Raw genomic sequence first — 11,523 nt, forward strand, 5'->3', positions numbered from 1 at the left:
GCCCCTGCCGCCGGCCGAGAGAACCAGCCCCGCCCCCCCCGCCGCCACCGCGCCGCCGCTGGAGCCGCCCGGGGTCAGCGCCGGGTTCCAGGGGTTGCGGGTCACCCCGAACAGGGCGTTGTCGGTATAGCCCTCCAGGGTGAACTCGGGCACGTTGGTCTTGCCCAGGATCACCAGCCCCGCCGCCCGGCAGCGGGCCACCGCCAGTTCGTCCTCCTCGGCAATCCGGCCCGCCAGCGCCCGGTTGCCCCAGGTGGTGGCCAGGCCCTCGACGTTGAGGTGGTCCTTGACCGTGAGCGGCACCCCGTCGAGCGGGCTGAGGGGGGTGCCCTCGGCCCAGCGTGCGGTGGCGGCGGCGGCGTCCTCCCTGGCGGCCGGATTTATCGTGATCAGGGCATTGAGTTCCGGGTTAAGCCGGGCGATGCGTGCGCCCAGCGCCTTGACCACCGCCAGCGGGGTCAGGGTGCCGGCGGCGTAGGCCGCCGCCAGCTCCAGGGCGCCCAGGCGCCAGCTCCGGGTTACATCATGTTGGGCAGCCATAGGGCGATCTCCGGGAACATCATCAGGCTCAGGGTGAACAGCATCATGATCAGGATAAAGGGCACCACTCCCCACATCACGTCGCTGATGTTGCCGCCGTCCTTGCGCACGCTCTGCACCACGAACAGGTTCATGCCCACCGGCGGGGTGATCAGCGCCAGCTCGCACATCAGCACCACGAACACCCCGTACCAGATGGGATCCACGCCCAGGGCGGTGACGATGGGATAGGTGATGGGAATGGTCAGCACCTGCATCGACAGCACGTCCATGAACATGCCGAGCGCCAGGTAGAACAGGATCAGCAACAGCAGCAGGCCGGTGACGCTGAGCCCGAAGGAGGTGACCCAGGCGGTCAGCTCGTCCACCACCCCGGTGAGGCTGATGGTCAGGTTGAGCACGAAGGCGGCGGTGATGATCAGCAGTATCATGCCGGTGATGCGCGCGGTCTGCACGAAGCACTCCTGCAGGAAGGCGAGCGACAGCCGGCCCGAGCGCCAGGCGAAGTAGAGCGCCGTCATCACCCCCAGGGCGGCGGACTCGGTGGCGGTGGCCAGGCCGGTGTAGATGCTGCCCATGACGATGCCGAACACCACCGCCGGCGGGATCAGGTGGCGCGAGAGCCTGAGCTTCTCGGCCAGGGGCAGCCGCTCCTCCCGCATGCTGTCCCGGCCCATGTTGGCGAAGCCGATATAGACCATGAACAGCAGGCTGAGCAGCACGCCCGGGATCAGCCCCGCCATAAACAGCTTGCCGATGGAGTTGTTGGTGAGCGAGCCGTAGATCAGCATGTTGACGCTGGGCGGGATCAGTATGCCCAGGGTGCCACCGGCGGCCAGGCTGCCGAGCGACTGACGCATGGAGTAGTTGCGCGCTTTCAGCGAAGGCAGGGCCACGGTGCCGATGGTGGCGGCGGTGGCCACCGAGGAGCCGGAGGTGGCGGCGAACAGGGCGCAGGAGCCGATGTTGGTGTGCAGCAAGCCCCCGGGCAGCCGGCCCAGCCAGGCGGCCATGGCCAGGAACATCTTGTCGGCGATGCCGCTGCGCAGCAGCAGTTCGCCGAGCAGGATGAACAACGGGATGGCGGTGAGCAGGGCCTCGTTGTGCACGCTCCACACCACGGCGCCGATAGAATCCATAAAGGTCCAGTCGAATACCATGATGCCGCCGATCACCCCGATCAGGGCCATGGCCACGGCGATGGGCAGGCCCAGCAGCAGCATGCCGAGCATGGCGAAAAAGCCGATAAAGACGGTGGTGACGCTCATTTCGCTCCCTCCCCGGCCAGTGCCGGTGTCATGCCGTCGTTGGCCTGTTGCTGGCGTTGGGCGAAGTCCTCCAGCTCGGCCTTGAGCTCTTCACTCACGCCCTTGGGATTGAACTCCCGGTTGAGCGCCGCCAGGTCGCCCCTGGCCAGCAGCCAGCTGGCGCGCAGGCCGTACCCCAGGGCCACCAGGGCAAACACCGAAAGCCCCGCCAGCCACACCCCCTGGGGGTAGATCAGCGGCGTGGCCCAGGGGGTCTGGGAAGTGCTGCCGTAGTCCAGGGTCTCGCGTACCACGTTCAGGCAGACCCAGGCCATGAACAGCCCCAGGCCGGTCATGAACAGGGCCGACAGCCAGTTGAGCAGGCCCTGCAGCCTCGCCGGCAGCCGCTCGTGGAAGATGTCGATGCGCATGTGCGCCCGCCCGAAAAGGGCGATGGTAAAGGCCAGGGTGGCGCCCACCGCCAGCGCATAGCCACTGAGTTCGTCCACCCCCTGCAGCGACACCTTGAAGAACTTGCGCAGCAGGGTTTCTACCGCGATCAACATCGACAGCAGCAGAAACATGCCGCCGAAGGCCAGACTGGCCAGTTGCTCGATTCGCTTCATTTCAACCTCTCCTTGTTGCCGGTCGCGGGCGGCTACCGCCGCCCGCGCCCTGAGCTTACAGCCCGGCGATACCGGCCAGATCCCGCTGCCAGTTGGCGGAGCAGTCGGGGTTGGCCTTGTCGCACTGCTCGGCCCAGGTGGGGTAGGACACCTTCTGTACCGTGCTGGCCAGGATGGCCAGATCCGCCTCGCTCACCGGCACGTCCACCAGCTTGTACTTGGTGCCGGTGGTGCAGGGCTCGGCGCCCACGTTGCAGCGGCTGGCATCCAGGAACAGCTCTTCCGAATAGCTCCAGATGTCCTCGCTCAGCTCGTCGAAGGCCGCCTGCAGCCGCTGCTGCTGCTCCGGGGTCAGCTTGCTCCAGGTCTTGAGGTTGATGCCGTAGCCGTTCAGCGCCAGCTGGAAGCCGAGCGGCAGCATATGGGTGGTGACTTCCGGCCAGCCGGCGGAGTTGGCGGAACTGGGGCCGGTGATGGCGCATTCGATCATGCCGAGCGCCAGGCTCTGGTGCACGTCGCCGAAGGCCACCGGCACCGGCACCCCGCCCACCGATTCCACGAACTGGGCCAGGTTCTGGTCATAGACCCGCACCTTGAGCCCCTTGACGTCCGCCAGGCTGTTGATGGGGTGCTTGCAGAACAGCACCTGGGGCCCGAAGGGCCAGACCGCCAGCAGCTTGGTGTTGAACCGCTCCTGCAGGCGCTGGTCCACCGTGTCCTGGTAGGCTTCCACTACCCGCCGGCCCTGCTGGAAGTCCGGGTTAAGGCCCACCAGATCCAGGCCGAGGATGGTCGGCTCGTCCCGGGACACCTGGGACATGCGCAATGAAATCAGGTCGAACAGGCCGGATTTCAGCACCCGCAACTGCTCCACGTCCTTGATGCCGGTGGTGTCCAGCGGCTTGTAGTTGATGCTGAGCGGCAGCCCGGTCTTTTCCGCCAGGGTCTCGAAGAAGGGTTGCTCCTTGTTCTTCTGGATCAGGCCGGTGGCCAGGGGCTGGCCGATCACCTTGAGGTTGATGGTGTCGGCCAGGGCCGGGGTGCCGGCCAGGGTGGTGCCGAGCAGGGTGGCTAACAGTAATTTTCTCATCGTGAGGTACTCCTTCCTTGAACATGCGGATTGCATCCGGGGTGGCCCGCCCGGGGCGGACCACCGAAACGGGCTCAGCGGTCGGCGAGGAAACGCATGGCTTCCTGCACGCCGCCGGGCTGGTGCGGCACGCCGGCACAGGCCAGCCCCATCTCCACCCCGGCCAGGGTGCCGAGCAGGGTGAGATCGTTGATGGCGCCCAGGTGGCCGATGCGGAACACCCGGCCCTTGAGCTTGCCGAGGCCGGCGCCGAGCGACATGTCGAACCGCTCCAGGATCAGCCGGCGCAGCCGGTCGGCGTCGTGGCCTTCGGGCAGCAGCACCGTGGTCAGCACCGGGCTGTGCTCGGCCGGGTTGAGGCACAGCACCTCCAGGCCCCAGGCCTGCACCGCCCGGCGGGTGGCCTCGGCATGGCGCTGGTGGCGGGCGAAGACGTGGTCCAGCCCCTCCACCTCCAGCATGTGGATGGCTTCCTTCAGGCCGTACAGCAGGTTGGTGGCCGGGGTGTAGGGGAAGTAGCCGGTGGCGTTGCTGGCCAGCATGGCGCCCCAGTCCCAGTAGGACCTGGGCAGCCGGGCCTGTTTGGCGCGCGCCAGGGCCTTGTCGCTCAGGGCGTTGAAGCTGATGCCCGGCGGCAGCATCAGGCCCTTCTGGGAGCCGGAGACGGTGACGTCCACCCCCCACTCGTCGTGGCGGTAATCCGCCGAGGCCAGGCCGGAGATGGTGTCCACCATGAACAGCGCCGGATGGCCGGTGTCGTCGATGGCCCGGCGAATATCGCCGATGCGGCTGGTCACCCCGGTGGAGGTTTCGTTGTGCACCACGCACACCGCCTGGATCTGGTGGCCGTCGTCCCGGCGCAGGCGCTCGGCGATGGCCTGCGGATCGGCGCCGTGGCGCCAGTCGCCGGGGATGAACTCCACCTCCAGCCCGAGCTTGCTGGCCAGCTCGTGCCAGAGGGTGGCAAACTGGCCGGTTTCGCACATCAGCACCCGGTCGCCGGGGCTCAGGGTGTTGACCAGCGCCGCCTCCCAGGCCCCGGTGCCGGAGGCGGGATAGATCACCACCGGGCTCTCGGTCTTGAAGATGCGCTTGATGCCCGCCAGCACCGCCTGGCCCAGTTCGGCGAACTCGGGCCCCCGGTGGTCGATCACCGGGTTGTCCATGGCGCGCAGTATCCGGTCCGGTACCGGTGAGGGCCCGGGGATCTGCAGAAAGTGACGCCCGCTCTTGTATGACATGTCTCGCTCCTTGAACTGCCTTGATGATGGAGGCAGGGCCTCCGGTAAGGGCCCGCAGGCCCGAAAACAACCTTGTCGCCTATCCCCTGACCTTGGGCTTGGCCATCTCCGGCTTGCCACAGGGCAGGAAGCGGCCCTGGCCGGCCTGGCCCAGCACCTCGCCGTCCCGCCACACCACCCTGCCCCGGCTCAGGGTCAGCACCGGCCAGCCGGTGACGGTGCGGCCCTCGTAGGGGGTGTAATCCACGTCGTGGTGCAGCAGCTCGTTGCGGATGGTGACCTGCCGGTTCGGATCCCAGAGCGCGATGTCCGCGTCCGCGCCCACCGCTATGCTGCCCTTGCGCGGATAGAGGCCGTACAGCTTGGCCGGGTTGGTGGCGGTCAGCTCCACGAAGCGGTTGAGGCTGATGCGGCCCTTGTTCACCCCTTCCGAGAACAGCAGCGGCAGCCGGGTTTCCAGCCCGGGGATGCCGTTGGGGATGTAGGGGAAGGCGACCTCCTCGCCGTTCGGCTTCTTGCCCTGGGGATCGTCGTAGCGGAAGGGCGCGTGATCCGAGGAGAAGATGGTGAACAGGCCGTCTTCCAGCCCGTCCCAGATCACCTGCTGGTTGGCCTGGTCCCGGGGCGGCGGGCTGCACACGCACTTGGCGCCCTCGTAGCCGTCCAGCCCCAGATCCTCGGCGGTGAGGAACAGGTACTGGGGGCAGGTTTCCGCATAGATGCTGATGCCGTGGCTGCGCGCCCAGCGGATCTGCTCCACCGCCTCGGCGCCGGACACGTGCACGATCAGGATGGGCACGTCCACCAGCTCGGACAGGGCGATGGCCCTGTAGGTGGCTTCCCGCTCCACCAGCATGGGCCGGGCAGCGGCATGGAAGCGCGGCGCCGTGTGGCCTGCATCCAGCAGGCGCCGGGTCAGCCAGCTGATGCAGTCGGCGTTTTCCGCATGGATCATCGCCATGGCGCCCTCGGCCCGGGCCACCGCCAGCACGTCCAGGATCTGGCCGTCGTTGAGCTTGAGGTCGTCGTAGGTCATGTAGATCTTGAACGAGGTGCAGCCCTGGCGGATCAGTTCCGGCAGCTCTTCCTTCAACACCGTCTCGGTGGGGTCGCTCACGATCAGGTGGAAGGCGTAGTCGATCACCGCCTTGCCCTCGGCCCGGCGGTGGTAGTCTGCCACCGCCGCCTTCAGCGACTGGCCCTTTTCCTGGGCGGCGAAGGGCATCACCGTGGTGGTGCCGCCGCAGGCGGCGGAGCGGGTGCCGGTGAAAAAGTCATCCGCCATGCGCAGGCCGTCCGGCATCGGCTGGTCCAGATGACAGTGGCCGTCGACCCCGCCCGGCAGCACCAGCAGGCCGCTGGCGTCCAGCTCTTCCCGCCCCGGCGCCAGGTTCAGGCCCATGGCCACGATACGGCCGTCGCGGATCCCCAGATCACAGTCGGTGATGTCGGCCGCGGTGGCGATGCGGCCATTGCGGATCACCAGATCAAACTCGGACATGACTCCTTCCTCCCTGTCGGTGTATTGCTGCATGAATCTTTAATTCATAATTATGTATACGTAATTAATCATCCATGTGCACCGTATTCAAACCCCGGGAGAGGTTAATGTGAAGCAGATCTCAAAATGTAAAAATTAAGTTAAATCCGGTGATAAAACGGCAGGGCTGGCATAACGGCCAATGGGATCAAAAGGAGATGAAGGAGGGAAAGACGCCGGCGTGTGCAGATTGACACCTCGCTGGTGAAGCGCAGGCGGCCAAAGGGCAGGTGAGGCAGTGTGGGAGAAGGGAAAAAACGGGATGCTCAGGGCCTGGCCACAGACCCTGTCGCGGTGCTCAGCCGAGCCGTTGCTGCTTGTCTTCCAGCTCCCTGACCAGCAGATCGCCGGTATGCATCACATGCTCGGCCAGGATACGGCCGGCCCGCTCGCCGTCCCGTGCCTGCAGTGCCTCCAGCAGGGCCCGGTGCTCGGTCACCGATTCTTCCCAGCGGTGATGAAAGCCGATGGCCAGGTAGCGGCCACGGCTGACCCGGTTCATCAGCTGGTGGTGCAGCTGGGTCAGGGTCTCGTTGCCGGCCAGCTCGATGATCAGCCGGTGGATATGCTGGTTGATCTCGAAATACTGGTGCTTGTCCTGCTCCTGGTGGTATTGCTCCAGCTTGTCCTGCAGCTGCCCCAGCCGGGTCAGCTCCGCCTCGGTGGCTCGCTGGGCGGCCAGCTCGGCGGCCCGGCGCTCCAGGGAACAGATCACTTCAAAATGTTCGCGGATTTCCTCGGGGGTAATGGTCGACACCCGGGCGCCCCGGTTCGGCTCTATGGTGACCATGCCTTCCGAGTTGAGCACCTTCAGCGCCTCCCGCAGGGGGGTGCGGGAAATGTCCAGCTGCTTGCACAGCGCCGGCTCGTTGATGCGCTCCCCTTCCTTGAGCTCGCCCTCGATGATCATGGTGCGGACGCAATCGGCCACCTCTTCGTGCAGCGAACGACGACGCAGAGAGTTTCTCCCCAGGGTATTGATTGCTGTAGCCATCATCGTGCTCCTGTTGTTATTGCTTTGTAGGCCGCTTACCTTAATCTGTTGCCGGTAAAAGCGATACGTTCGGACCCCGCAAGGGTGATCCCGGTCTTGTTCGCCCCGGCCTGCCAGCGTGAAAGCCCCGGACCGGCCGGGGCTCTGCATTACATAATATATAATTATGGCTTAAGTGAAAATAAATTGCCCCAATTTTTGACCTGGGCGGGATCCCGATCGGCCAGCAGCATGCCCTTCCACACCCCGGTGGACACGGTGTCGTAGATGGGAATGCCCAGCTCCTGCTCCAGATCCGCCGCCACCCGGGCCCCGCGCAAATTGGTACAGAAGACGGTGATGGCGTCGCATTGCTGTTCGCGGGCCACGGCGCGGATCATCTCCGCTATGGTGGCTTCGCTCACCTCCGAGAAGGAGAAGTTGCCCCTGTCGTTGAGGTGGCGTTCGGCCACACACTCGTAACCGGCGGCGGCATAGGTGTTGATCACCTTTTGCTGCACCTCGTGCAGATAGGGGGTGACCAGACCGAAGCGCTTGACCCCGGTGATGGCGAACAGCTCGTTCAGCGCCAGCACCGAGGTGGTGGCCGGAATGCCGGTGGCCTCGGTAATGGCCCGGCACAGGATCTCATCGTCCTGGAATCCCCGCCAGCCGGAAGAGGTTCCGCTCCAGGTAATGGACTGCACCCGGGCATCCGCCAGCAGCCGGGAGGCCTGCAGGAAGGGCTCGTTGTCGAACTGGCTCAGGGCCTGGTCGGTGAGCGAGATCTCGGTCACCTTGAGCCGGCCGAAATGGGCGCTGACGCCGTTCACGCCGTGCAGTATGTCGGCGGTGACCGGCTCCAGGGTGGTATTGGAAGAAGGGGTCAGCACACCCAATAAAGTACGATCAGTCATCACTTGCTCCTTGTTAGTCATCACAGTAAGTCATCAATAACCCAGGGCGCGCGGCAGGGCCGTCACTATCCCGGGGAAAATCCAGCACAACACCAGCACCAGGTACTGCAGGGCAATAAAGGGCCAGACGTAGCGCAGCAACTGGGACATGGGGATCTTGGCGATACCGCACATCACGAACAGCAGCACCCCGACCGGCGGCGTCATCATGCCGATCACCAGGTTGAACACGAACAGGAACCCGAAGTAGAGCGGGTCTATGCCGTAGGCCAGGGCGATGGGGGCGAACAGCGGCACCAGCATGATGTAGGCTGCGTTCGACTCCAGGAACATGCCCACCACCAGCAGCATGGCCATCACCAGCGCCAGGAACAGATGGGGATTGTCGGTCAGCGCCTGGATGAATGCCGACAGCCGCAGCGGGATCAGGTCGATGGTGAACAGAAAAGTCAGCGGCGTGGCGAAGGCGATCAGGGCGCCGACCACGGCCGAGGTCAGTGCCGCCCGGAACATGCAACCCGGCAAATCGGCCCAGGCCAGCTTGCGGGTCACCCACTTGCCGATGACAAAGGCGTAGATCACCGCGATGGCCGCGCCTTCGGTGGCGGTAAAGACACCACCGACGATGCCGCCGATCACCACCACCGGCATCAGCATGATGGCCCCTGCCCGCCGGGTTTGCAGCAGCAGGTTCTGCAGGCTGAAGGGCTCGCCGGTGGGCGCATAGCCCTTGCGGTGCGCAATCCAGCTCGACAGCGCCATCATGCCCACCACCAGCAGGATGCCGGGCACCACGCCGGCCATGAACAGGCCGCCCACCGACACCGAGGATCCGGCCATCAGGGCGTAGACGATCATCGCCGCACTGGGGGGAATGATGGGCCCCAGGTTGGAGGCGGACGCCACCACCGCCGAGCCGAAGCCCGCGTCGTAATGCTTTTTCATCGCCGGCATCATGGTGGTGCCCAGGGCACTGGCGCCCGCCACGGCGGCACCGGTCACCGAGGCCAGGCCCAGCCCGGACAGCAGGGTAACATGGGCCAGCCCGCCCTTGACCCGGCCGACGAAGGCGTTGGCGAAGTCGATGGTGCGCTGCATCACCTGGCCGCCGACCATCAGCTCGCCCGCCAGCATGAACAGCGGTATCGCCATCAGCGGAAAGGAGTTGACCGCGTGCATCATGTGCTGGGGCATGACCGACAGCTCGATGCCGCTGTAGGCCAGGCCGCCGAGGGCCGCCAGCCCGAGGGCGAAGGCGAGCGGCATGCCCAGCAACGCCAGGATCAGGAAGGTGATAATCGCCAGGGTGGTCATGAGGCGTCCTCCTCATCGGCCCAGACACGGGTGCCCTGCCAGGCCATAAACAGCAAATGCAGCAGGGCATGGCCGCAGCTCAGCATCACCGGCACGTAGAATACCGCCGCGCTCACCGGCACCGTCGGCATCAACTCGCCCCAGCCGTCGATGGCCACCAGCACCGACTGGTAGCAGACCACCACCATCAGCACGCCGCTGACCGCCAGCATCAGCCGGGCCAGCCCTTCCTGCAGCCGGGCCGGCAGCCGGTTGGTGATCACGTCGATGCCTACGTGGACACCCTGCTTCAGGCCATGGGGAATGGCGAGGAACACCGCCCACACGAAGGCCAGGCGGGACATTTCATCGGCCCAGTCGATGGACTCGGACAAGACATAGCGACAGAACACCTGAGCCGACACCAGCAACACCATGATGGCCATGCTGGTGCAGATGGCGTAACGGGACAGCCCGTCCAGTCCCAGCAGGCCGCGGCGCAGGACCGCGGCCGGCGAAGGCAGGGGCGAAGGCCCGCTCAGCATGCCGGCCTGCTCGGAATGACCGGATTTCATGACTTGGCATCCTCCAGCACCGCATCGACCAGTTCATCACCCAGGCGCGCTTTCAGCTCCTCGATGATGCCGGCGGTCTGCTGCTGCATCTGTTGGTAGAGCTCGGGGCTGACCTGGTTCAGCTGCATACCGGCGGCCACCAGCTGCTCCCGGGACAGCAGATCCTCTTCCGCCGCCTTTTCCCGCTGCCACTGCACCGCCTTGGCCATGGCATCACGCAGCAGCTGCTGCTCTTCGGCGGAGAGCTTGTCGAAGCGCTTCTTGTTGGCCACCACCACGATAAAGTCGAAGAAGTGGCCGGTGTCGGTCAGGTACTGCTGCACTTCCTGGTAGTTGTTCTTGCGGATGATGCTGAAGGGGTTTTCCTGGCCGTCGATCACCTTCTGCTGCAGGGCGGAATAGACTTCGTTGATACCCATGGAGGTCGGGCTGGCGCCCAGGGCACGGAAGGTCTTGAGGTGGGTCTCGTTCGGTTGCAGGCGGATCTTGAGGCCGGCGAAATCATCGATGGAGTCGATGGGCCTGACGCTGTTGGTGATATGGCGCGGACCCAGTTCCATAAAGCCCAGGGCGACAAACCCCTTGTCCGCCAGCTTGTCGTTGAGCAACTCGCCGACCCGGCCGTCGATCACCCTGAACGCGGTTTCCCTGTCCTTGAACACGAAGGGCAGGCTGACCGCTTCCAGCTCGGGCACGGTACGGGACAGGAAGGAAACCCCGATCCAGGTCATGCTCAGGACCCCCGATCGCACCTGGTCCACGTTTTCGGTGGCGCCGCCCAGTTGCATGGCCGGAAACAGCTGCACCTTGATATCACCCTCGGTGGCCGTTTCCACCTCCTGCTTGAACACTTCCATTGCCAGGCTGCTGGAGTGATCGGCGGCAAAGTTGCCCGCTACCCTCAGGGTCTCGGCCCCCGCCGTCCCGGCAAAGAGGCCGGCCCCCAGCATTACCGCTAACAAACTCTTTTTAAAATTGTGACCAAAAGAGTGTACATTGCTATCCATCGCCTTCTCCTCGGGTTTGATGTTGCTGCCAACATCATTATGAATTCATAATTATATATACATTCCATTAACAGTATTGGCAATCGCAAAATCTCGCCAGAAGCTGACCAGAAAGACCAAAATAATCGCAAGATATTGAATTTAAATGAGATAACAGAAAAAAGCAGAAGGCGGACTGTTAATGAAGTGTGATCAAGATCGCAGGACAGCGACACCGAAGATCCGGTGAAAACGACAACAAAAAAGCCACCCGAAGGTGGCTTTTTTGTCTGTGATGACGCAGCTGCAAAGGCACCGCCTTTGCAGCGAAGGCGCAGCGCGCCGACATCATCCAGCCGTCCGGCGCAGCCAATACGAAAAAACCCCAGCATTTCTGCTGGGGTTTTGAGTGATGGCGGAGCGGACGGGGCTCGAACCCGCGACCCCCGGCGTGACAGGCCGGTATTCTAACCAACTGAACTACCGCTCCGCAAA

The 11,523-nt window shown here is 64.7% G+C and carries 11 protein-coding genes and 1 tRNA gene; all 12 read right to left on the bottom strand.

Features of this window, described 5'->3' with window-relative positions; all coding sequences use genetic code 11:
- Positions 1-540: amidase family protein (locus CGX12_RS17305; RefSeq protein ID WP_142995662.1), on the bottom strand; the 540-nt coding region annotated here is incomplete at its 3' end.
- Entirely contained in the window at positions 519-1,808 is a 1,290-nt protein-coding gene (locus CGX12_RS17310) for a TRAP transporter large permease (protein ID WP_094041088.1), read from the bottom strand. The genes CGX12_RS17305 and CGX12_RS17310, both read right to left, overlap by 22 nt.
- The gene (locus CGX12_RS17315) at positions 1,805-2,413 is read right to left on the bottom strand and encodes a TRAP transporter small permease subunit (protein WP_094041089.1); all 609 of its coding nucleotides are present in this window, start codon (positions 2,411-2,413) and stop codon (positions 1,805-1,807) included. Before CGX12_RS17315 ends, CGX12_RS17310 begins: the two co-directional genes overlap by 4 nt.
- Before the next feature lie 55 nt (positions 2,414-2,468).
- Complete coding sequence (locus CGX12_RS17320; protein ID WP_094041090.1) at positions 2,469-3,503, bottom strand: TRAP transporter substrate-binding protein; 1,035 nt, start codon at positions 3,501-3,503, stop codon at positions 2,469-2,471.
- Positions 3,504-3,577: 74 nt separating this feature from the next.
- The gene (locus tag CGX12_RS17325) at positions 3,578-4,744 is read right to left on the bottom strand and encodes a pyridoxal-phosphate-dependent aminotransferase family protein (protein WP_094041091.1); all 1,167 of its coding nucleotides are present in this window, start codon (positions 4,742-4,744) and stop codon (positions 3,578-3,580) included.
- A gap of 79 nt (positions 4,745-4,823) precedes the next feature.
- A complete protein-coding gene (gene hydA / locus CGX12_RS17330; protein WP_094041092.1) occupies positions 4,824-6,245 on the bottom strand; it encodes a dihydropyrimidinase in 1,422 nt (473 codons plus the stop codon).
- Between the two features lie 337 nt (positions 6,246-6,582).
- Positions 6,583-7,278 carry a GntR family transcriptional regulator gene (locus tag CGX12_RS17335; protein ID WP_094041097.1) on the bottom strand — a complete coding sequence of 232 codons (696 nt, stop codon included), beginning with the start codon at positions 7,276-7,278 and terminating at the stop codon, positions 6,583-6,585.
- Between the two features lie 164 nt (positions 7,279-7,442).
- Positions 7,443-8,174, bottom strand: a complete 732-nt coding sequence (locus CGX12_RS17340; protein ID WP_094041093.1) for a maleate cis-trans isomerase family protein — start codon at positions 8,172-8,174, stop codon at positions 7,443-7,445.
- Positions 8,175-8,207: 33 nt separating this feature from the next.
- Positions 8,208-9,488: a TRAP transporter large permease gene (locus tag CGX12_RS17345; protein ID WP_094041094.1), complete on the bottom strand. Its 1,281-nt coding sequence runs from the start codon at positions 9,486-9,488 to the stop codon at positions 8,208-8,210.
- Positions 9,485-10,042, bottom strand: a complete 558-nt coding sequence (locus CGX12_RS17350) for a TRAP transporter small permease (RefSeq protein WP_094041095.1) — start codon at positions 10,040-10,042, stop codon at positions 9,485-9,487. Before CGX12_RS17350 ends, CGX12_RS17345 begins: the two co-directional genes overlap by 4 nt.
- Positions 10,039-10,992 (bottom strand): TRAP transporter substrate-binding protein, encoded by a 954-nt coding sequence (locus CGX12_RS17355; protein WP_232513371.1) that lies wholly within the window; start codon positions 10,990-10,992, stop codon positions 10,039-10,041. The genes CGX12_RS17350 and CGX12_RS17355 overlap by 4 nt, the downstream gene beginning before the upstream one ends.
- Positions 10,993-11,441: 449 nt before the next feature.
- Positions 11,442-11,518 (bottom strand) — tRNA-Asp (locus CGX12_RS17360).
- Positions 11,519-11,523: the final 5 nt, after the last annotated feature.

It is taken from the genome of Zobellella denitrificans (genome assembly GCF_002237365.1).
Taxonomy (GTDB): domain Bacteria; phylum Pseudomonadota; class Gammaproteobacteria; order Enterobacterales; family Aeromonadaceae; genus Oceanimonas; species Oceanimonas denitrificans.